This window comes from Achromobacter seleniivolatilans (assembly GCF_030864005.1).
Lineage (GTDB): Bacteria > Pseudomonadota > Gammaproteobacteria > Burkholderiales > Burkholderiaceae_B > Achromobacter > Achromobacter seleniivolatilans.
Map to the genome: position 1 here is coordinate 5,636,344 of NZ_CP132976.1, position 21,242 is coordinate 5,657,585.

Annotated in this window: 22 protein-coding genes, 1 tRNA gene and 1 pseudogene; 9 read left to right on the plus strand and 15 right to left on the minus strand. The window is 61.6% G+C overall.

All coding sequences use genetic code 11. From position 1 onward, the window contains the following. The first annotated feature begins 156 nt into the window (after positions 1-156). Positions 157-597 (plus strand): BPSL0067 family protein, encoded by a 441-nt coding sequence (locus RAS12_RS25585; protein ID WP_306942650.1) that lies wholly within the window; start codon positions 157-159, stop codon positions 595-597. Next, the gene (locus tag RAS12_RS25590; RefSeq protein ID WP_306942651.1) at positions 584-952 is read left to right on the plus strand and encodes an STY0301 family protein; all 369 of its coding nucleotides are present in this window, start codon (positions 584-586) and stop codon (positions 950-952) included. Before RAS12_RS25585 ends, RAS12_RS25590 begins: the two co-directional genes overlap by 14 nt. 87 nt (positions 953-1,039) lie before the next feature. On the opposite strand, the gene RAS12_RS25595 is transcribed toward RAS12_RS25590, so the two are convergent. Beyond that, positions 1,040-2,431, minus strand: a complete 1,392-nt coding sequence (locus RAS12_RS25595) for a uracil-xanthine permease family protein (RefSeq protein WP_306942653.1) — start codon at positions 2,429-2,431, stop codon at positions 1,040-1,042. Between the two features lie 243 nt (positions 2,432-2,674). Between RAS12_RS25595 and htpG the strand changes: the two genes are divergently transcribed. From htpG to RAS12_RS25615, 4 genes are all read left to right on the plus strand, one after another. Beyond that, positions 2,675-4,573, plus strand: coding sequence for a molecular chaperone HtpG (gene htpG / locus RAS12_RS25600; protein ID WP_306942655.1), 1,899 nt, complete (start codon positions 2,675-2,677; stop codon positions 4,571-4,573). 272 nt (positions 4,574-4,845) lie between these two features. Then, positions 4,846-5,112 (plus strand): helix-turn-helix transcriptional regulator, encoded by a 267-nt coding sequence (locus tag RAS12_RS25605; RefSeq protein WP_306942658.1) that lies wholly within the window; start codon positions 4,846-4,848, stop codon positions 5,110-5,112. Then, complete coding sequence (locus RAS12_RS25610; RefSeq protein WP_306942659.1) at positions 5,109-6,362, plus strand: type II toxin-antitoxin system HipA family toxin; 1,254 nt, start codon at positions 5,109-5,111, stop codon at positions 6,360-6,362. The genes RAS12_RS25605 and RAS12_RS25610 overlap by 4 nt, the downstream gene beginning before the upstream one ends. Positions 6,363-6,496: 134 nt before the next feature. Next, positions 6,497-7,693, plus strand: a complete 1,197-nt coding sequence (locus RAS12_RS25615; RefSeq protein WP_306942661.1) for an MFS transporter — start codon at positions 6,497-6,499, stop codon at positions 7,691-7,693. Positions 7,694-7,777: 84 nt separating this feature from the next. Here RAS12_RS25615 and RAS12_RS25620 read toward each other — a convergent pair. The 5 genes and pseudogenes from RAS12_RS25620 to RAS12_RS25640 all read right to left on the minus strand — a co-directional run. Further along, positions 7,778-7,942: pseudogene (locus RAS12_RS25620) on the minus strand (addiction module antidote protein); the annotation flags it as partial. A 261-nt stretch (positions 7,943-8,203) separates the two neighbouring features. After that, on the minus strand, positions 8,204-9,514 hold the full coding sequence (locus tag RAS12_RS25625) for an MFS transporter (protein WP_306942663.1): 1,311 nt from the start codon (positions 9,512-9,514) through the stop codon (positions 8,204-8,206). Positions 9,515-9,540: 26 nt separating this feature from the next. Then, positions 9,541-10,689 (minus strand): galactonate dehydratase, encoded by a 1,149-nt coding sequence (gene dgoD / locus RAS12_RS25630; RefSeq protein ID WP_306942664.1) that lies wholly within the window; start codon positions 10,687-10,689, stop codon positions 9,541-9,543. Further along, positions 10,686-11,339, minus strand: coding sequence for a 2-dehydro-3-deoxy-6-phosphogalactonate aldolase (locus RAS12_RS25635; protein WP_306942666.1), 654 nt, complete (start codon positions 11,337-11,339; stop codon positions 10,686-10,688). The genes dgoD and RAS12_RS25635 overlap by 4 nt, the downstream gene beginning before the upstream one ends. Before the next feature lie 9 nt (positions 11,340-11,348). Then, positions 11,349-12,389 (minus strand): 2-dehydro-3-deoxygalactonokinase, encoded by a 1,041-nt coding sequence (locus RAS12_RS25640; protein ID WP_306951615.1) that lies wholly within the window; start codon positions 12,387-12,389, stop codon positions 11,349-11,351. Between the two features lie 361 nt (positions 12,390-12,750). On the opposite strand from RAS12_RS25640, the gene RAS12_RS25645 reads away from it, so the two are divergent. Continuing rightward, the gene (locus RAS12_RS25645) at positions 12,751-13,569 is read left to right on the plus strand and encodes an IclR family transcriptional regulator (RefSeq protein WP_306942669.1); all 819 of its coding nucleotides are present in this window, start codon (positions 12,751-12,753) and stop codon (positions 13,567-13,569) included. Between the two features lie 36 nt (positions 13,570-13,605). On the opposite strand, the gene RAS12_RS25650 is transcribed toward RAS12_RS25645, so the two are convergent. The 4 genes from RAS12_RS25650 to RAS12_RS25665 all read right to left on the minus strand — a co-directional run bounded on the left by RAS12_RS25650 (position 13,606) and on the right by RAS12_RS25665 (position 16,017). Continuing rightward, positions 13,606-14,226 (minus strand): glutathione S-transferase family protein, encoded by a 621-nt coding sequence (locus RAS12_RS25650; protein WP_306942670.1) that lies wholly within the window; start codon positions 14,224-14,226, stop codon positions 13,606-13,608. Between the two features lie 19 nt (positions 14,227-14,245). Further along, complete coding sequence (ampD, locus tag RAS12_RS25655) at positions 14,246-14,824, minus strand: 1,6-anhydro-N-acetylmuramyl-L-alanine amidase AmpD (RefSeq protein WP_306942673.1); 579 nt, start codon at positions 14,822-14,824, stop codon at positions 14,246-14,248. A 91-nt stretch (positions 14,825-14,915) separates the two neighbouring features. Beyond that, the gene (locus RAS12_RS25660; protein WP_306942675.1) at positions 14,916-15,173 is read right to left on the minus strand and encodes a PP0621 family protein; all 258 of its coding nucleotides are present in this window, start codon (positions 15,171-15,173) and stop codon (positions 14,916-14,918) included. Position 15,174: 1 nt separating this feature from the next. Next, on the minus strand, positions 15,175-16,017 hold the full coding sequence (locus RAS12_RS25665; protein WP_306942677.1) for a cytochrome C assembly family protein: 843 nt from the start codon (positions 16,015-16,017) through the stop codon (positions 15,175-15,177). 106 nt (positions 16,018-16,123) lie between these two features. On the opposite strand from RAS12_RS25665, the gene ffh reads away from it, so the two are divergent. Then, entirely contained in the window at positions 16,124-17,530 is a 1,407-nt protein-coding gene (gene ffh, locus RAS12_RS25670; RefSeq protein WP_306942680.1) for a signal recognition particle protein, read from the plus strand. A gap of 161 nt (positions 17,531-17,691) precedes the next feature. Here the strand turns inward: ffh and lysM are convergent, their stop codons facing one another. The 5 genes from lysM to trmB all read right to left on the minus strand — a co-directional run bounded on the left by lysM (position 17,692) and on the right by trmB (position 20,812). Continuing rightward, positions 17,692-18,138, minus strand: a complete 447-nt coding sequence (gene lysM, locus RAS12_RS25675; protein WP_306942682.1) for a peptidoglycan-binding protein LysM — start codon at positions 18,136-18,138, stop codon at positions 17,692-17,694. Between the two features lie 43 nt (positions 18,139-18,181). Further along, positions 18,182-18,499: a hypothetical protein gene (locus RAS12_RS25680; protein ID WP_306942684.1), complete on the minus strand. Its 318-nt coding sequence runs from the start codon at positions 18,497-18,499 to the stop codon at positions 18,182-18,184. A gap of 335 nt (positions 18,500-18,834) precedes the next feature. Then, positions 18,835-19,035, minus strand: coding sequence for a sulfur carrier protein ThiS (gene thiS, locus RAS12_RS25685; protein WP_306942686.1), 201 nt, complete (start codon positions 19,033-19,035; stop codon positions 18,835-18,837). Between the two features lie 11 nt (positions 19,036-19,046). After that, complete coding sequence (gene pip, locus RAS12_RS25690) at positions 19,047-19,988, minus strand: prolyl aminopeptidase (protein ID WP_306942690.1); 942 nt, start codon at positions 19,986-19,988, stop codon at positions 19,047-19,049. Further along, on the minus strand, positions 19,988-20,812 hold the full coding sequence (gene trmB / locus RAS12_RS25695; protein WP_306942691.1) for a tRNA (guanosine(46)-N7)-methyltransferase TrmB: 825 nt from the start codon (positions 20,810-20,812) through the stop codon (positions 19,988-19,990). The genes pip and trmB overlap by 1 nt, the downstream gene beginning before the upstream one ends. 172 nt (positions 20,813-20,984) lie before the next feature. On the opposite strand from trmB, the gene RAS12_RS25700 reads away from it, so the two are divergent. Next, positions 20,985-21,058, plus strand: a tRNA-Gly gene (locus RAS12_RS25700). Positions 21,059-21,242 lie beyond the last annotated feature (184 nt).

Below are 21,242 nucleotides of genomic sequence, written 5' to 3' on the forward strand. Positions count from 1 at the left end.
GATGCGAAGACAGCGATTATATGCGTACTTTTAAAATTTGTCAGGCGGCCATTCTTTCGGGGGTTTCTAAGACGCTGCTGATAGTCCCGTTCTGCCAAGTCCCAGACACTGACCGGCACCGTTTTTCCGGTGTTCGGCAGCTGTCTGGCGGCGCTCTTGCCGCCTGTTCCATGTCCGAACCCGGTCTTCCGCCTCAAGCCTTGCTTGGGCGGAGCTACCCTGGAGATGACCTGGAATATGCCTTATCTTGCGTCCATAGCAACCGTCCGCCTTCAAGGCGACGGCAGTAAATACTTTGGTGAATCGTCTGAATGCGTGGCTGCGGTGAAGTACTTTGCCAAGGCGCCCCGGACGCCCTTTTGGAAAAAGGGCGCCCTGGTCAAAAACAACGGGACGATCCGCCCTGGCACGGCAATCGCGACCTTTGACAGCCATGGCAAGTACAAAGGCCACGCGGCCATATACGATAGCCAGACCTCGGCGGGCCTGATCGTCTATGACCAATGGAACGGCCGGGAGTTTGATTCGCGCTTGATACCTTTCCGAGGGCGCGGTTATGCATCCAATGACGGAGAGCAGTTCTATGTCATCGAGTAAGGCGTGGGCCGCCGCTGCGGCATTGGCTTGGTTGGCGGCCGGTGGCGTAGCGCAGGCCGCGCAGAACGGATTCGAATGTCCGGCGCAAATCAGCATCGACGGTGTCGAGCTGTCGCTGGCTAATCTGAACGTCTTTGATGGTCCGATCGAAAACCGTGTGGCCTTGGTGCCTGAAACGGTGCAGGATGATCCGGATACGCTGCGCTGGGAGCTGGACGCGAATATGGCGGCGACCATGAAATGCCGGTATCGGGATTCCCGGCACTATGTGGTGCTGGTGGCTGAAGGCGCCACGCAATGCACCGTGCACGCGCCGAAGGGGCAGGTGGCGCAGGCTTCATGTAAAGCCCCCTGAAGGGCCTTATAGCGCCCGGCAAAAAGGGGATCGGTGCATTGCCGTTCAGGCAAGCGCCGATCCCCTTTTTTATGCGTTCTTGCTGGCTTACTTTTTCTCGGGCAGGAACCAGTTCATGATCAAGGCGCAGATGCCGCCCGTGGCCACGCCCGATTCCAGTACGCTCTTCACCGCATGCGGCAGGTGCGACAGAATTTCCGGCACTTGCGACACGCCCAGGCCCAGCGCCAGGGACACGGCGATGATCAGGAGCGCGCGGCGGTCCAGGTGGATGCCGGCCAGGATGTTGATGCCGGACGCGGCCACCGCGCCAAACATCACCATCGCCGCGCCGCCCAGTACGGGTTCAGGCACGGCTTGCAAAATGCCCGCTACGCCCGGGAACAGGCCCAGCACGATCAGCATGCCGGCGATCCACACGCCCACGTGACGGCTGGCGATGCCGGTCAGCTGGATGACGCCGTTATTCTGCGCAAAGACCGAGCTGGGGAAGGTGTTGAACACGCCCGCCAGCAACGAGTTCGCGCCGTTGACCAGCACGCCGCCCTTAATCCGCTGCATCCACAGCGGGCCCTCGACGGGCTGCTTGGAAACTTTGCTGGTGGCCGTGACGTCGCCGATGGCTTCCAGGGACGTGACCAGATAAATGATCAGCATGGGTACGAACAGCGCCCACGAGAAACCCAGGCCAAAGTGCAGCGGCACAGGGATCTGGAACAGTGCGGCCTCGCGGGCGCCGGTGAAGTCCAGGCGGCCCATGTATGCTGCGGCAATGTAGCCAACGGCCAGCGCCAGGACCAGCGCGGTGCTGCGGACCCAGACTACCGGCACGCGGTTCAGCAGGATGATCGTGCCCAGCACCAGGCCGGATAGCGTCAGGTTTTCGGCGCTGGCAAACGTGCCGTTGGCCATGGCGCCGAAGCCGCCGCCCATGCTGATCAGGCCGACCTTGATCAGCGTCAGACCGATCAACAGCACGACGATGCCGGTAACCAGCGGGGTGATCAGGCGTTTCACAAACGGCAGGATGCGGCTGATGCCCATCTCGACGAAGGACCCGGCAATGACGACGCCGAAGATCGCGGCCATGACGGCTTCGACCGGCGTGCCTTGCTTGACCATGACCGAGCCGCCTGCAATCAGCGGTCCGACAAAGTTGAAGCTGGTGCCCTGCACGATGAGCAGCCCGGCGCCCAAGGGGCCGAAGCGCTTGCATTGCACGTAGGTGGCGATACCCGAGATGACCAGCGACATGGACACGATCAGGGTCGTGTCGCGGCTGCTGACGCCCAGGGCCTGGCAGATCAGCAGGCCGGGGGTGACGATGGGAACCAGAATGGCCAGCAGATGCTGTAGCGCGGCGACAAAGGCGACGGGCGGCGCGGGGCGGTCGTCGGGGCCGTAGACCAGATCGTGGGTCGGTACGGCGGCGTCGGGCGCGCTGGAGGGGGCAGGTTGGGTTAGGGAGGCGGGTTGCATGGCGGAGGGCCGGCCGGGTGGGGTAGGTGGGGAAAGTGCGGGATTTTAGCGGGGATGGCCCCGGGACGCCCGGGGGATTGGTCGCAGAAGGGCCGGGGGGCACCGAGGCCGGCGGTTCTCTGGTCTTGAAATGTTCCCGATAGCCCCCACATCTGTAGGGTCTCCCGGATACCGCACGGGCCTGCCCGCCGCGCGATCCTTCAATCATTCGTCCCTAATTTTTTTCGACCTTCACGTAAAACTATGAGCCAAACCGCCACGTCTTCCGCATCTGAAACCCTGGGGTTTCAGGCCGAGGTGAAGCAACTGCTGCACCTGATGATCCATTCGCTGTACAGCAACAAGGAAATCTTCCTGCGCGAGCTGGTGTCGAACGCGTCGGATGCTTGCGACAAGCTGCGCTTCGAAGCCATTGACCAGCCCGAGCTGCTGGAAGGCAATGGCGAGCTGGCTATTACGGTCAGCTATGACAAGGCGGCTCGTACCGTCACGATCTCGGACAACGGGATTGGCCTGTCGCGCGAAGAAGCCATTGCCAACCTGGGCACGATTGCACGTTCCGGCACGCGGGAGTTTTTCTCGCAGTTGACGGGCGATAAGCAAAAAGACGCCCAGTTGATTGGCCAGTTTGGCGTGGGCTTTTATTCGTCGTTCATCGTGGCGGACAAGGTGACGGTGGTCAGCCGCCGTGCCGGCGCCACGGACGCGATCCAGTGGGAGTCCGACGGCCAGGGCGAATTCACGATTGCCGCCGCCGAAAAGGCCAGCCGCGGCACTGACGTGACCCTGCATCTGCGCGCTGACGAAGACGATTTCCTGAATGGCTGGAAGCTGCGCGAGATTCTGCGCCGCTATTCGGACCACATCTCGCTTCCCATCCGCATGGCGAAGGAAGAGTGGAACGAAGAAAAGGGCGAGCAGGTCAAGACTGAAGAACTGGAAACGGTGAATCAGGCCAACGCGCTGTGGGCCCGCAGCAAGTCGGAAGTGACCGACGAGCAATACCGCGAGTTCTACAAGACGGTCTCGCACGACTACGATGATCCGCTCGCCTGGACGCACAACCGCGTTGAAGGCCGCAGCGAATACACGCAGCTGCTGTATGTGCCGAAGCACGCGCCCATGGATATGTGGGACCGCGACGGCCGTCATGGCGTGAAGCTGTACGTGAAGCGCGTCTTCATCATGGACGATGCCGACCAACTGCTGCCGTCCTACCTGCGTTTTGTGCGCGGCGTGATTGATTCGGCGGACCTGCCGCTGAACGTATCGCGTGAAATCCTGCAAGAAAGCCGCGATGTGCGCGCCATTCGTGAAGGCTCGGCCAAGCGCATCCTGTCCTTGCTGGAAGACATTGCCGAGAACAAGCCGGAAGACTACGCCACGTTCTGGTCGGAATTCGGTCAGGTGCTGAAGGAAGGCGCGGGCGAAGACTCCGCCAATCTGGAACGTCTGGCCAAGCTGATGCGCTTTGCGTCGACGAATTCGGGCGACCAGTCGCAGACGGTGTCTTTTGCCGACTACGTGTCGCGCATGAAAGAAGGCCAGGACAAGATCTACTACGTGACGGCAGATACTTTTGCCGCGGCCAGCAACAGCCCGCATCTGGAAATCTTCCGCAAGAAGGGCATCGAAGTGCTGCTGCTGTCTGACCGCGTTGACGAATGGATGCTGTCGTACCTGCGCGAGTTCGATGGCAAGTCGCTGGTCTCGGTCGCCAAGGGCGGTCTGGACCTGGCTGAGCTGGCCGACGAAGAAGAAAAGAAGCATCAGGCCGAAGTGGCTGAAGACTTCAAGCCGCTGGTCGAGCGCCTGCAAAAGACGCTGGAAGATCAGGTCAAGGAAGTGCGCGTGACCTTGCGTCTGGTGGATTCGCCGGCGTGCGTGGTGGTGGGCCAGAATGAATTGAGCCCGCACCTGCTGCGTATGCTGAAGGCCGCCGGTCAAGAAGCGCCGAACGTGAAGCCGGTGCTGGAAATCAATCCGGAACACCCGCTGCTGGCGCGTATCCGCGCTGCCGAAGATGGCGAGTTTGATCAGTGGGCGCGCCTGCTGCTGGATCAAGCCTTGCTGGCGGAAGGCGCGCAAATCGCTGACCCGGCCGCGTTCGTGAAGCGCTTGAATGCGCTGCTGCTGAAGTAAGCGGCAAGCGTGTTGGATGTGAAAGGCGCCCGAGAGGGCGCCTTTTTTGTTGGGGCGGTTAGAAGATGCCTGTGAATACCGATCACGGGATGTGGAAATTTTTCCGCAGCGAACTTGGCCTCAGGATTCCTGCTTAATAGAAAATATTCCCGATCGGTAATATTGATGGCCGAATTCAGCTATTCCGATTGAATATTCCCGATCGGTAATTTTTGTTCGCTTTTTACCCGTTAAGTCCATAAAATTACCGAACGGTAATTCTGGAGATTCCTATGTCCACGGAAAATAAATCGGGCGACCTCCCGGCTATCCCGGTGGCTGTTCACTCGTCGGCTGAGTTGGGCGAGCTGGTGAAAGCCGTGCGGCGCTCGCAAGGATTACTGCAAGCCGACCTCGCGGGTTTGTCAGGCACTGGCAATCGTTTCGTGGTGGATCTGGAACGCGGCAAGCCGACGCTGCAATTGCAGAAGGTGCTCGATATGCTGGATCTGCTGGGCCTGGAGGTGCAGGTGGTGCCCAAGCATGCGAGCCTGTCATGACCGTTGCTGCTTTGGACCTTTATCAGGCCGATCTCAAGGTTGGGCGTTTGTTCGACGAGCGGCCGCTGCGCTTTGTTTATGACGCAGGCTGGTTGACCCAGCCGGGTGCGCGGGCGATCTCACCGACCATCCCGCTGACCCGTCCGGAGCATCTGGGCGACGCTGTGCACGCCTACTTTGAAAACTTATTGCCCGAAGGGCATATTCGCAAATTCTTGCAGATCAGCCGCCACGCCACGACCGTATTCGGTCTATTGCGCAGCGTTGGGGGCGACACCGCTAGCGGTCTGACGCTATTGCCGCAAGGAGAGTTGCCTGCACCGCCGCATTACCGGCCTGCAACGTGGCAAGAGGTTGCAGCCCGGTTGAAGAATGGCGCAGTGCCGTCGCTGGTCGCCGAGAACGCGGAAGGGGCACGCATTTCTCTGGCCGGGGCGCAGGACAAGTTGCTGTTGTCGGTGATGCCAGACGGATTGCCAGCCATGCCGGAAGGCGCGGCACCTTCCACACATATATTGAAACCGGATATCCGGGGCTTGGAAGGGGTCTGGGCGTCAGCCCTGAATGAAACCCTGGTGATGCAATTGGCAGAAAAACTGGGACTGGGCGTGGCGCAGGTCAGTTATCAACCTGACACGCGCGCTTGCCTGATCAGGCGCTATGACCGTCTGCCAGATGGGCAGGGCGGGCTGCTGCGCCTGCATCAATTAGACCTGTGCCAGTTGGCAGGCAAGCCGTCCGATTTGAAGTACGAAGCGGATGGCGGACCATCTCTTGCAGATTGCCGCGAGCTGTTGAAGCACATGAGTGTAGGCGCGGCGGACGTAAAACGATTGTTGCAGTGGGTTATCTTCAATTTGTGCGTTGGCAATAACGACAGTCACGCCAAGAATCTGTCGGTGCTGCAAGCCAGCGATGGACGATATCGTCTAGCGCCTTTTTACGATCTGATGTGCACAGCCATGTATCCCGGATTGGCCAAGAATTTTGCGCTGGCGATAGGGGGCGAAATGAAATCGGGCAAGATCGGGGTGGCCCACCTTGAGGCGATGGCAAGGGAGTTGGGTTTTGCGCCGCGTTATGTCCTGACGGTGGCGCAGGAGTTGGCAGCAGACCTGCCCGAAGCGCTGGATCAGGTGCAAACGTCGCTATTGGCGCAGTCCCAGGCAGGCACGGAACGTGCCCTGATTGAGCGTCTGGGGCAATGGATCAAGACAAATACGCGTAAGTGCGCAAATCGCTGGAAGTAGGCAGGGGCACATGTTTGTTTTGGTCGGATTCATGACTCCAAGTCAAAAGTGTTTGCCCGGAATACGGCTTTTTCTGCAAAGGTCCTACGGTCATACTGCACGCCTGACATCCAGAAGTGGCCCAAGGAATTCGCATGAACCCGCAAGATAATCCACCGGTTAAGTCCGGCCTGCCGTTGTTGGCGCTCGCCGTCGGTGCGTTTGGCATTGGCGTGACCGAGTTTTCCCCCATGGGCTTGCTGCCCGTTATCGCCGACGGTGTCGGCGTGTCCATTCCCAGCGCTGGCATGCTGATCAGCGCCTACGCGATTGGCGTGATGGTGGGTGCGCCGTTGATGACGCTGGCGTTTTCACGCTGGTCACGCCGCAAGGCGCTGATCCTGTTGATGGCGATTTTCACCATCGGCAATATCTTGTCCGCCCTGTCGCCCAACTACACGACATTGCTGTTGGCGCGTCTGGTGACGAGTCTGAATCACGGTGCGTTCTTCGGTCTGGGTTCGCTGGTGGCCGCAAGCGTGGTGCCGCGTCACAAGCAGGCTAGCGCGGTGGCAACGATGTTCATGGGGCTGACGATCGCCAACGTTGGCGGTGTGCCTGCGGCGACATGGCTGGGTCAGGTGATTGGCTGGCGTATGTCGTTTGCGGCTACTGCCGTGCTGGGCTTGGTCGCGATGCTGTCGTTATGGTTTGCGCTGCCTGCGGGTGAAGCCGGACGCCGCCCGAATGTGCGTCATGAATTGGCGGTGCTCAAGAGTCCCGTGGTGTTGCTCGCGCTGTTGACGACGGTGCTGGGCGCGGGCGCCATGTTTACGCTCTACACCTACATTTCGCCGACGCTGGCTGAGATTACCGGCGCGTCGCCAGGCTTCATTACCGGCATGCTGGTGTTGATCGGATTGGGTTTCACGTTGGGCAACGGCATGGGTGGTCGCATGGCCGACCGGTCGCTGGACGGCACGCTGATCACGTTCCTCGTCATCGTCATCGTGGATCTGCTGGCGTTTCCCTGGATCGCTTCCACGCAAGTCGGCGCCGCGATCTCGTTGTTGATCTTTGGCGTGGCAACGTTTGCTGTGGTCCCGCCCTTGCAGATGGGCGTGATGCGCGCCGCAACCGCTGCGCCGGGACTGGCATCGTCGGTGAACGTGGGCGCGTTCAATCTGGGTAATGCGGTGGGCGCTGCTGCTGGCGGCGCGGTGATCTCGGCGGGTATGGGTTATGCCGCTGTGCCGATCGCCGGTGCGATTATTGCCGTCGCTGGTTTGGCTCTGGTGCTGGTGCAACGCACCGTCAACCAACGCCGCAAGCTGGCGTTGCAGGTCTGCTGATCCAGGCTAGCCAGACAAGCGCCGCGTTTTAGACGCGGCGTTTTTTTTGGGGCTGGCGCTAAGCGGCAGGACTCAGCCATGCGCGGCAACCGCCTGTACCCCGCCGAATGCAAGAGTAAGGTGGCGCAGGGTAATGAGCAGTTCGGCCTGGTCGCCGTTTTCCAGCACGTTGTTGATCAGCGCTACAGCCAACGTCGGATCATCACGGTACAGCTCGGCCATCGCTTCGTCATGGGGGCGGCTTTTCATCGGTCTTTACGTCTCCAGGCTTGCCAGTATTTCGCTGCCTGATCTATGCGATCAGGTCGTGTCCATCTGCATCATGATCACCATCGTCGATGGAAAAAAAATAGTCAAATCGCAAAATGCCAGGGTGCAGGTAGCGTCGGCCAGACGTAAAAAAGGCGTCCGTACATGTGCGGACGCCTTGGCACTTGAATGGATCGGGTGGAAGTTGTGAGCAACGCCTATCAATCTGGCGTTGCCCTCCGATCTACAAGCCGTTCACAATCAAGCCTCGATCCGTTCCACTTTCCCCACCAGCAAGATATAAGACAGCGCGCCCAGTAAAGCCAGCGACGACACATACACAATCGCCGGTGCAAAGCTGTCTTTCGTGACCAGAAAGCCGATCACGATCGGGGTGCAGATCGACGACAGGTTGCCGACAAAGTTGAACACGCCGCCCGTCAGGCCCAACAAGCGCACGGGCGCAAGCGTGGACACCAAGGACCACGTAATCGATGCCAGTCCGTTCCCGAAAAACGCTACCGCCAGAAAGAAGATGATCCAAGGCGTGGAGTCGGTAAAGTTGGCGCCGATCATGGAGGTTGAAATCAACAGCCCCAGAATGATGGGCAGCTTGCGTGCCAAGCCTACGGTCGCGCCGCGGCGGACCAGAAAGTCGGACAGCACGCCCGAGCACAGCACGCCGATGAACGCCGCCAGGAACGGTACCGATGCCAGAAAACCGGACTTGATGAAGTCCATGCCGCGGTACTTCACCAGATAGGTGGGGAACCAGGTCAGGAAGAACCACAGTGTGGACGTCAGGCAGAACTGGCCCAGATACACGCCCCACAGCTTGCGCTTGGACATCACCAGGCCCAGGTCATTCCAGTCGAACTTCGCCTTCTTGGCCTTGACGTTGCGGTCCAGATCGACCACGCCGCCGCCTTGCTGGATCAATTCGATTTCTGCTGCGTTGGCGCTTTTGAATTGACGCGGTTCACGATAAATCATGTACCACAGCACGCCCCAGATAACGCCAAGTAACCCGGTGCTGACAAACACCATGTGCCAGCCATAGTGGTGTTGAAGCCAGGCCAGCACGGGCGTCAGAAACGCCAGGCCGACGAATTGGCCGGACGTGTAGAAGCCGATGGCGGTAGCGCGTTCTTTTTCCGGGAACCATGTCGTGACGACGCGGTTATTGATCGGGTACGCAGGAGCTTCCAACGCGCCGACAGCCAGGCGCAGAACGAACAGAATGACGAAGCTGCCGGCAAAACCCATGAAGAACGTGGCAGCGGACCAAAGAATCAGCGCGGCGGCGTAGAGCACGCGGGGCGATACGCGGTCTACCAGCCAACCGCCGGGGATCTGCATGGCGGCATAGGTCCAGCCAAAGGCAGACAGAATCATGCCTTCTTGCCAGGTTTCAAGCCCGAACTCGTCCTTGAGCGCAGGCGCGGCGATGGACAGGTTGCTGCGGTCCAGGTAGTTGATGACGACGGTGATGAACAGCATCACCATGATGATGTAGCGGCTGCGAGTGGGCTTTTGCGCGCTTTGCAGGCCAGCGTGGGTGGCAGTGGACAAAGGTGTCTCCTCTCTCTTTTATCGACTTACCACTCGGCGAAGCTGCCGTCGGCATGACGCCAGATCGGGTTGCGCCAGCGGTGGCCCACGGCGGCGCGTTCCTTGACGTATTCCTCGTTAACCTCGATGCCCAGCCCCGGGCCTTGGGGAATCGCGACCATGCCATCTTCGTACTTGAAGACTTCACGGTTGCTGACGTAATCCAGCAAGTCGTTGGCGGCGTTGTAGTGGATGCCCAGGCTTTGTTCCTGGATGAAGGCGTTGTAGCAACCGGCGTCGATTTGAAGGCAGGTGGCCAGCGCGATCGGACCCAGTGGGCAGTGCAGGGCCAGCGCCACGTCGTAGGCTTCAGCCATGGCGGCGATCTTGCGCGTTTCAGTAATGCCGCCTGCGTGCGACGGATCGGGCTGGATGATGTCTACATAGCCTTCGGACAGCACGCGCTTGAAATCCCAGCGCGAGAACAGGCGTTCGCCCAGCGCGATTGGCGTGGACGTCAGCGGCGCCAATTCTTTCAGCGCTTCGTAGTTCTCGCTCAGTACCGGCTCTTCAATGAACATGAGCTTGAATGCGTCCAGCTCTTTCATCAGCACCTTGGCCATGGGCTTATGCACGCGGCCATGGAAGTCCACGCCAATGCCTACGTTGGGTCCCACGGCGTCGCGCACGGCGGCGACGTTCTCCAGGCACCGTTCGACCTTGTCGAACGAATCGATGAATTGCAGTTCTTCGGTGCCGTTCATTTTCACAGCGGTAAAACCGCGATCCACGGCGCCCTTGGCGGCAGCCGCCGTGTCGGCAGGACGATCACCGCCAATCCATGAATACACGCGGATACGGTCGCGCACGTTGCCGCCCAACAGTTGCGACACGGGCACGCCAAGGTGCTTGCCCTTGATGTCCCACAGTGCCTGGTCAATCCCTGCCAACGCGCTCATGTGGATGGCGCCGCCGCGATAAAAACCGCCGCGGTACAGCACGGTCCAATGGTCTTCGATGTTGCGCGGGTCTTTGCCGATCAGGTAGTCGGACAGTTCTTCCACGGCGGCAGCCACCGAATGGGCGCGGCCTTCGACGACGGGTTCGCCCCAGCCGACGATGCCTTCGTCCGTTTCGATTTTCAGGAAGCACCACCGGGGCGGCACGATGTAGGTGGTCAGCTTGGTGATCTTCATGCTTGAGTCTCCTGGGCGGGATAGGCGCGTTGCCAGGCAGCGACGAATGCGCGCGCGTTCTGGCCGACTTCGGTGGCCGTCAGGCCGGGTTTGTACAAGGCGGAGCCCAGGCCGAAGCCGCTGGCGCCCGCCTGGGCGTAGGTGGAAAGGTTGTCGGGCGTAATGCCACCCACGGGTACCAGCGCGATCGGCGGGCGCATCACGGCGCGCCAGGCCTTCAGCACGACGGGACCCAACTGTTCGGCGGGGAACATCTTCAGCACATCGGCGCCGGCGGCCAGCGCGGCAAAGGCTTCAGTGGGCGTGGCCACGCCGGGGCAGGACGCCATGCCCAGCGCCTTGGCGGCGCGGATCACGGCCGCGTCGCTGTGCGGCATGACGATCAATTCGCCGCCCGCGTCCTGGACGCGGGCGCAGTCGTCCGGGTTCAGTACGGTGCCGGCGCCGATCAGGCAATCGGTGGGCAGCGCGGCGCGCATGGCGCGGATGCTATCCAGCGGGTCTGGCGAATTCAGCGGGACTTCAATCAGGCGAAAGCCGGCGGCGTAGAGCGCCAGGCCGATGGATTCGGCTTCCGCTGGGGTGATGCCGCGCAGGATCGCGATCAGGCCGCAATGGGCCATGGCGGTTTGCAGACCAGGGTGATTCATATTCGATTCCTAGGCGGATGCCGTTGATGACGTGATGGAGGGGGCGCCCGCGGCGTTGACCAGGCCGGCGCAAACGGCCAGATGCCACAAGCCGCGCTCGGTCGCGTTCTGCGCTTGTTCCGGCGTGCCCAGCTCGTAGTGCTGCATCGCCAAGATGTAGCGCTGGCACAGCGCGGGTTCGCCGCAAAGCACGATGCGCGGTTGTTCACCCTGCTGGCGCAGCATCTGGGCAAGCGAGGCGACTTCGTGGCCGATCAGCAGGCCCGACAGATAGTCGGCCTGTGACGCGGGCGCCAAGTCGCCGGTCAGTCCCAGCGCGCGCGTGCTGAAAATGGTGGAGAGCACGCCAGCGCGGCCAGCGGGCGAGCCAGCCACTTTCACGCCACGCTCAAAGGCGGCCATGTCGGCTGCGGGCGCGTCCGCCATGGTGCGGCCCAGAATGGTGTGCCCGCGCAGCGCGGCGTAGACCTCGCCGGTCATGAAGGTGTCGAAGTGAGTTACGCGGCCGCGGCGGGCATTGACCCATTTCGAGTGTGTGCCGGGCAGACCGATCAACACGCTGTCGGCGGGGTGATGGTCTGGCGCGCGGCTCTGGTCAAACATCACGCCAAAGACCTGGGTTTCTTCGCCGCGCATCACGTTGGGCAAGCCGTGGCGCTGGATCAAGCCGGGCACGATGTGTACCGGCGTCGCGCCTGGGCGTTCGACTTTCGTCAGCAGTGTGCCGATGCGTTCCAGGTCAACGGGCACGTCCAGGTAGGCAGCTTCTTGCCATCCCTGGGCGCTGCCGACCATGCCGCAGGCGATGACAGGCAATGACGGCTCGGCGCGCAGCCAATCGCCGCAGGCCTGATCAAATGCCAATTCAAAGCCGGACAGGGCGTTGGTGGCCGCGCCGTCTTGCAGCGGCTGTGGCAACCGCATGATGCCCCAAGGCAGGTGGCGGGTGTCCAGCGTTCGGCCCGTGCCATCCAGCCGATAGGCGCGCAACGATGAGGTGCCCCAGTCCAACGCGATAAGCGCCGCGCGAGCGGGCGATCCGGTAGTCATCTGATCTGTCTCGTGTCTGGCTGCAATACCCGCCGCCTGCGCCGCGGCATGTGGATGGCGCGGACCAGGCAGCAATTGCATGCCTTGTTATCTGAAGCGCGCCGGACGCCGTGAAAGTGTTCCAACGCGCATTTGCCGAAAAATTCTAGATCAGCGCTTGAAAAATCTCAAAATATAGAATCAAATCCCACATACAGGGAATTGGTTGCGGCGTAAGATCGGCTTATCCCTGCGATGTGCCCGGATAGCTCCGGGCGCTTCACTCATTCGATGCCCGCGCATGGTTCCGCGGCCATCCCCGCAGTCTCTCGGCACAAGACGCCGGGTATGCTTCTTCGTCTTTGCTGTGTAGCCCTGTTTCATGACCTCCATTCCGTCTTCTGATCGCCCCTCCCCCTTGAATCCTGACTCCGCCGCGCCTGCGGGCACGCAGACGCTGATGCGCGGTCTGGCGGTGGTGCAGGCGGTTGCCGATGGCGCGCGCGATCTCAAAGATATCTGCGCCCGTATCGGCGTGGCGCGCAGCACCACGCACCGGCTGGCCAGCTGTCTGGTGCAGGAACGCTATCTGCGCGCCTTGCCGGGCGTGGGTTACGTGCTGGGGCCCAAGCTGATTGAATTGGGCTTTCAGGCGCGGGAAGCCTTTCCGATGGCGACCTTGGCGCGTCCGTATCTGGATAGCCTGGCCGAGCTGACTGGCGACACCATCCACTTGGCCGTGCGTGATAACGACGAAGTCCTCTACCTGGAGAAAATCCCAGGCAAGAAGGGGCTGGAGATGCGTTCGCGGGCGGGACACCGAATGCCGCTGGCCGCAACCGGCGTGGGCAAGGCGCTGCTGCTGGATACCGAAGAGCCGCAATGGAAGGCGCTGCATCGCATTGGCGCGCCCGTGTCGTCAAGGGCGCCTGGCGGCCAGCAGAGTTGGGAAGCGTTCCGCGACCGCATGCGCGAGTACGCGGCGCTGGGTTATGCGTTTGACCTGGAAGACAACGAGCCGTCGATCCGCTGCGTGGCCGCGCCGGTGCGCGATGCGTCCAGCGGTATCGTTGCCGCGATCAGCGTGTCCAGCACGGTGCCGTATATGTCGATGGAACGCATGTATGACATGGTTGCCGTCGTGCAGGGCGCCGCGGCGGGAATTTCAGCGGAAATGGGCTGGAAAGTGGACCGCGGCTGATCTGCCGCGGCCGTCAAGCCATGAAACGAATACCGTTTATTCCAACGGCAGCGTCAGCACGCCTTGGGGGGCGGGGCGCATCATCACGCGGCGGTACCACGCGGCAAGCGCCGGGGTGTCGGGCCGCTCAATCGGCAAGGCCAGCCAGCGGTGCGCGGAGCTGACCAGCGCAATATCGCCAATCGTCAGATGGCGGCCAGCAATGAATTCACGGCCTTGCAGCGCCTGTTCCAAGATCAGCGCGCGCGTGTTTGAACGCTTGATCGACGTGTCGATAGCTGCCTTGTCGCGTTTGTCTTCCGGCGTGCGGATCAGGCCCAGAAAAGCCGGTCCCATGGCGCCTTGCCATTCCGTGGCCTGCCAATCCATCCAACGGTCGGCATCCGCGCGGATACACGCGTCTTCGGGCCACAAGGTGCCCACACCGTAGCGGGCCGCCAAGTAGCGCACGATGGCGTTCGATTCCCACAGCACAAATCCGCCGTCATCGATCACCGGCACGGTGCGGTTGGGATTGAGTTTGGCGAATTCAGGCGTATCCACCACGCCAAACGGCCCGCCGGCCGGAATAAAGGTGTGCGGCAGGGCCAGTTCGCGCACGGCCAGCATGACTTTTTGCACGTTGACGGAAGTCAGGCGTCCCCAGATCTTCAACATAACCAGTCCTTGATAAGTGTCAGACGGGCGGCAATTGCCGCCGCGCAAAGCCGCTGTCGCGCGAAAAGCGCGTCCAGTTGAAAGCGGGGCCGGGATCGGTCTTGCGGCCCGGGGCAATATGTTCGTGGCCCCAGGCGGCTGCCAGAGGATAGCGCGTGCGCAGCACCGGCGTCAGCTTGCGCAGCGCCTGGTACTGCGAGTCGGTATACGGCAGCGTGTCGGTGCCTTCGAGTTCAATGCCAATGGAGAAATCATTGCAGCGTTCGCGTCCGCCAAAGCGTGATATGCCTGCGTGCCAGGCGCGCTGGTCCGTGGATACGAACTGCACGATGCTGCCGTCACGGCGGATGAAAAAGTGAGCCGATACGCGCAAGCCCCGCAGGCGTTCCAGCCAGGGGTGCGAGGCATAGTCGAGCGTGTTCAGGAACAGCCCTTGGACTTCAGGGCCGCCGAATTGCCCGGGCGGCAGGCTGATGTTGTGCAGCACCAGCAGCGATACCTGCGCGCCGGCAGGGCGCGCATCGCGATTAGGCGAAGGCAGAAGGGAAACACCGGAGGCAGGCGCCAGCCAGCCATGTCGATCCAGAAGCAGAGCCATGGGAGAGAACATGCGTGTTGAGTCCAACAAGCATTATGCCGTGGTCCGCAATGATCCACAGCGATGCCCGATGGGCTGCATGTTCTAACGGTTAGGCGGCGCCGCGTTTAGCGTGGTCTTCACTGCACCAAATCTTCCCGTCTTGCAGCAAGGCTTCCGAGCGCGGCAGATGAATGCCGCAATGGGCACAGCGCACCATGGATTCCAGCGGTTTGGGCGGCGGCGTCTTGCCACGGGCCTTTTGCCCGCCTTGTTCGCCGGCCTGCCGGGCTGCCGCCATGCGTGCGGCCACGCGCGCCACGAACAGCACGGCGATGATCAAAACCACCCAAAACAACAACTTGCCCACGTCAGCCTCGATGCAGAATCATTTCCAGCACGAACCGGCTACCGGTGTAAGCCAGAATCAGGAAACCAAAACCTGTCAGCGTCCAGCGCAGCGCGACACGGCCGCGCCAGCCCCAGATGTGACGGCCCGCCAGCAGCACGCCAAAGGTCAGCCACGACAGCAGGGTGAAGACGGTCTTGTGATCAAACGGCAGGATTTTGCCCGTGAGCTTCATGGATGCGAAAGAACCCGAGCCTACGGCCAGCGTCAGCACGATAAACCCGATCCAGATGATACGAAACAGCAGTTGTTCCTGCACCAGCAGCGGCGGCTGAGAGTCCAGCACGCGGCCGATGATGCTGCGTTCGGCGGGGGCGTCCAGCGGACGGTGCAGATGGCGGTCAAGCAGCGCCATCATCATGGCGTGCAGGGCGGCAATCGTGATCAGGCCATAGGCGGCCAGCGCAATCAGCAGGTGGACGCGCAGCCAGATGTCATCCGCGTGGGGCACGAATTGCCCCTGTGGGAACAGGGCTGCCAGGCCGCTGGCTATCGCCGCGGCGGGCAAAAGCAGCAGTTGCAGGCCGTCGATGCGCACCAGCAGGCTTTCCAGCCAGAACACCACCATGCCCAGCCAGATGGCCGCGGACAGGGCAAGTGCCCATCCAATGAACAGATGTTGGGCGCCTAACATGGCCTGTTGCAGCCCGATTCCATGGAGAACCAGGGCTCCCAGCAGGCAGAGACGGGCGATTTTGCCCGTCTGCTCCACTTCCCCGGCGCCGGCCAGGCGGATCCAAAGTGACCCCCCGAGCACTGCGTACGCCAAGGCAGCCGCTGTGTGAAATACAATGCCTAGTGACATAGAAACCGTTGTCTGGATGGGGCCTTGGGGTGCATGTCACCCTAAAGCGCAGAATCCGCGCCTGCGGCCACCGTTCAATCAACTAGTTTAAGCGGAAACGCCTCTCATGCTCGATAACCTAACTACACGCCTGTCGCGCGTCGTCAAGACACTGCGCGGCGAAGCCCGCCTGACCGAGGCCAACACCCAGGAGATGCTGCGCGAAGTGCGCATGGCACTGCTGGAAGCCGACGTGGCCCTGCCCGTCGTGCGTGAATTCGTCACCCGCGTGAAGGAAAAAGCGCTGGGCGAAGAAGTCGCCGGCAGCCTGAGCCCCGGCCAGGCCCTGGTAGGCGTCGTCCACAAGGAGCTGACTGCCCTGATGGGCGGCGACCTGGGCGCCGACTCCAACGAACTGTCGCTGGCTGTCCAGCCGCCTGCCGTCATCCTAATGGCGGGCCTGCAGGGCGCCGGCAAGACCACCACCACCGGTAAGCTGGCGCGCTGGCTGTCCGAAGGCCAGCACACTCAGCACGGCCGCAAGACCGGCAAGAAGAAAGTGCTGGTGGTGTCCGCTGACGTGTACCGTCCGGCCGCTATTGACCAGTTAAAGAGCGTGGCGGCGCAGGTCGGCGTGGATTTCCTGCCGTCAGACCCGAGCCAAAAGCCTGAAGACATCGCGCGCAACGCGGTGGACCACGCCCGCCGTCACCACTATGACGTGCTGATTCTGGACACGGCCGGCCGTCTGGGTATCGACGAAGCCATGATGCGCGAAATCCGCGCACTGCATGACTTGGTCAAACCGATTGAAACGCTGTTTGTCGTGGATGCGATGCAGGGCCAGGATGCGGTCAACACCGCACGCGCTTTTGCAGACGCGCTGCCGCTGACGGGTGTGGTGCTGACCAAGCTGGACGGCGACGCCCGCGGCGGCGCGGCCCTGTCGGTGCGCCACGTGACCGGCAAGCCCCTGAAGTTCGTCGGTGTTTCGGAAAAGCTGGACGGCCTTGAGCCGTTCTACCCCGATCGCATGGCGCAGCGCGTGCTTGGCATGGGCGACATCGTGTCGCTGGTCGAACAAGCGCAAAAAAATATCGACATCGCCGATGCCCAAAAGCTGGCCGCGAAGATCAAGTCGGGCAATAAGTTCGACCTGAACGACTTCCGCGACCAGCTCGGCCAGGTCAAGAAGCTGGGCGACATGGGTTCGCTGCTGGAAAAGCTGCCTGCTCAGTTCCAGCAGGCCGCAGGCCAGCTGCAAGGCGGTCAGGCTGAAAAGCAGCTGCGCCGCACGGAAGGTATTCTGAATTCCATGACGGCCGCTGAACGCGCCAAGCCCGAGCTGATCAAGGCGTCGCGCAAGCGCCGCATTGCAACCGGTTCCGGCGTGCCCGTGCAAGAGGTCAACCGCCTGTTGGCTCAGTTTGAGCAGATGCAGGGCATGATGAAGCAGATGAAGAAGGGCGGCATGGCCAAGATGATGCGCGCCATGGGCGGTATGAAGGGGCTGGGCCGCTTCGGCATGAAGTAACACCCGCCACGGAGCGCGCAACTTGTGCGCTTCCTGCTCTTCCCAAAAAAATGGCCAGACATTGCGTCTGGCCAAGTAATCGCGGCAAGCAGGGGGCGCCGCACCGCGATACAAGCCGGAAAACGCAATGTGTTTTCCGGTTTGTTGGGGTGTCTTGCGGATCAGGCCACGGGCGGAATGCGCAGCACCTGGCCCGGGTAAATCTTGTCGGGGCTGGTCAGCATGGGCTTGTTGGCTTCGAAGATCAGCGTGTTCTTGGCGCCCTGGCCCTTGCCGTACTGCGCTTCAGCGATCTTCCACAGGTTGTCGCCCTTTTGCACGGTGTACATCTTGGCTTCGGGCGTGGCCTGCTTGACCTTCAACTGATTGTCCACCGCGGCCACGCCGACGGTGTTGCCCAGCGCCAGGCTGATCTTCTCGGCCGCTTCGGTGCTTAGCGCTTCGCCCGCCACGGTGACCTTATCGCCATCCACCGTAATCTGCAGGCCATCGGCGTTCAGGCCGTGCTTATCCAGCTCTTTCTTCAATTCATCCGCTGTCGCGGCTTTGGCCTCGCTGGCGCCAAAGAGTTTTTCTCCAACATCCTTGATGAAATTGAGCAGACCCATAGTGTTTCCTTTATCTATGTTGCAGTGAGAAAACGAAGTGCCATCAGGGCGCGCGGCCCACGAACATCTTGCGCACGATGCCGGCAATCAGGGTCAGCACGGCGCCACCGACGCCGCCACCCACCACACTGCCCGCAATCGCTGAAAGGTCCATTCCTGTATTGCTTGCCGCTGCGGCTCCCGCGCCAGCGGTGATCATGGGCGCCAGCCACGACCCGCCGGCCAGACCGCCAATGGCGCCTGCGATGGTGTTGCCGAGCGGGCCCAGGTTGAATTGCTGGAGCATTTTCCCCAATCCATTGCCGCCAGCAGCGCCAGCAACAAGCTGGATGAGAAGATTAATGATGACCGCGGTGTTCATGATGCCTCCTTGCCCCATGGGGCGATGTGCAACGCCAGAACAACAACACGACAACGTACAACGCCAGCAGCAACGATTATTACTCGCGTAATCGCCGCGACACGAGGGGTTATGGTGTAACAGGTTGCTAGCGTCCTGCCAGATTACGCAATAATGCTCGTCAGTTGGCAGGGCATGTCAGGCAGCCATAGCAAACCCTATCGGGCGCATGGTGCCGTGCATCGGAAAACACGCAGAAAATGCATAAGCTAAGGGCCGCTGATTCAGCGGCCCTTAGTCTCTTGCGGCGCAATAAATACGGTTGCGAGCAAGCCCCGGAAAACAAACGGACGGAGTCAGCCCCCGCCTACTGCGACCACAATTTCAATCTGGTCGCCGTCAGTCAGCGCGGTTTGCTCGTGCTGGCTTTTAGGCACGATTTCGCCATTGCGTTCTACCGCCACGCGTTTGCCGGCATAACCCAGCGTATTCAGCAGCTCGATAACGGTCGTGTCCAGCGGGAACTCGCGCGCGTCGCCATTCAGGGTGATGTGCATATCAGATCTCCTCACTGTTTTGCGTAAGCATCGGTGGTGGCGATCAGGCGCGCCAAGGTGCCCGGCTCGTCGAACGCATGGCCCGCGTCCGGCACCAGGTGGAATTCGGCCTCGGGCCACGCGCGATGCAGATCCCACGCGGTGCGCGCGGGCGTGCAGACGTCATAGCGGCCCTGAACGATGGTGCCGGGGATGCCGCGCAGCTTGTGGGCGTCGCGGATCAGCTGGCCTTCTTCCATGAAGCCCGCGTTCACGAAGTAGTGGTTTTCAATGCGGGCAAAGGCCAGCGCCGCGCGGTCGCCGGCATGACTCTGCTGATGGCGCGGGCTGGGCAGCAAGGTGATCGTGCTGTCCTCCCATTTGCTCCATGCCTTGGCGGCCCGCAACTGCTCAACCGGGTCATTGCCAGTCAAGCGCTTGTGATACGCCGCTACCAGATCGCCGCGTTCGGCTTCAGGGATAGGGGCCAGGTAGTCCTCCCAGCGATCGGGGAACAGCCATGACGCGCCTTCTTGATAGAACCACTGAACTTCCGCGCGGCGCAGCCCGAAAATGCCGCGCAGCACCAGCTGACTGACGTGCGACGGATGCGTTTCCGCATAGGCCAGCGCCAAGGTCGAACCCCAGGACCCGCCAAACACCAGCCACTGGTCCGCGCCCATGATTTCGGTGCGCAGGCGTTCGATATCCGACACCAGGTGCCACGTCGTGTTGTTGTCCAGACTGGCGTGCGGCTTTGAACGGCCGCAACCGCGCTGATCGAACAACAGCACGTTGTAGCGCTGCGGATCGAACAATTGGCGATGCACGGGCGAACAACCGCTGCCCGGGCCGCCATGCAGAAACACAGCGGGCTTGCCGTCCGGATTGCCCGACATTTCCCAATAGATCTGGTGACCGTCGCCGGTGTCCAGCATGCCTTGGCGGTAGGGTTCGATCGGCGGATAGAGCATCAGGCGACTCGCTTAAAGATCAGGTCCCAGACGCCATGGCCCAGGCGCAGGCCGCGTGTCTCGAATTTGGTCAGGGGGCGGTAATCGGGGCGGGGCGCGTAGCCATCCGCAGTATTCGCAAGCAGCGGCTCGCCGCTGAGAACTTCCAACATCTGCACCGCGTAGTCTTCCCAGTCGGTGGCGCAATGGATGTAGCCGCCCGGCGCGATGCGGCTGGCCAGGAGCGACACAAAGGCGGGCTGCAGCAGACGGCGCTTGTGATGGCGTTTCTTGGGCCACGGATCGGGAAAGTACACATGCACGCCAGCCAGCGAATCCGGGGCAATCATGTCGCGCACGACTTCCACGGCATCGTGCTGAATGATGCGCAGGTTCTGAATGCTGGAATCTTCAATGCGGCGCAGCAGCGAACCGACACCGGCGTTGAACACTTCCACGCCTAGAAAATTGTCGTCCGGGCGGGCCAGCGCGATCTTCTCGGTCGTCTCGCCCATGCCGAAACCAATCTCCAGCACCGTGGGCGCCTGCCGGCCAAAGGCGGCAGCGGGGTCCAGACGGCGGGGCGCATACGGAATGGACCATTCGCCCATCAAGCGTTCGAGCGCGGCCAACTGGCCCTGCGTAATGTGGCCGCGGCGGTGCACAAAGCTGCGGATGTGCGTGGCGCCAGGGCTGTTGGGGGCGTGCGCGGTGCTGGCCAGCGCGGCTTGGGTTTCCGGGGAAACGGCGGCCTGCGCGGCAGCGGATGCGGAGGAGTCGGCGGGCGTATCGGGGCTGTTCACGGGGGGCGTCGCGGGCTTATCCGCAGGGTTGTTCGTATTCATAGACCGAATTGTAGTGGCAGGTTTGCTATGGCGCAGTCGGCCATAGGCACTAAATAAGGGGCATATTGAGGCCGAGGGCGCAGTCTTAGGCGGATAAGCCCTGGCAGGCATTAAAAAAGGAGCGCTATAATCGCTGACTCTGCCCAGCCTGCGGCTGCGGCACGACACCCGAGCGGGTGTAGTTCAATGGTAGAACGGCAGCTTCCCAAGCTTCATACGAGGGTTCGATTCCCTTCACCCGCTCCAAATCTCCTTATCGTTTTCTCCACGGTCCTTGTGCAGGACTGCGCGCGCGCCAGATTGTCTTGGCAAAGCCTTGATGATGTTTCTCTAACGGTCTGCCTGCGGGGCGCTTGCGGCTGCCCTGCGTGCCCGCTTTCGGAATGTTCCAATTCCTGCGTGGCTGGGTGATTCCAAGATCGGGAGTTCA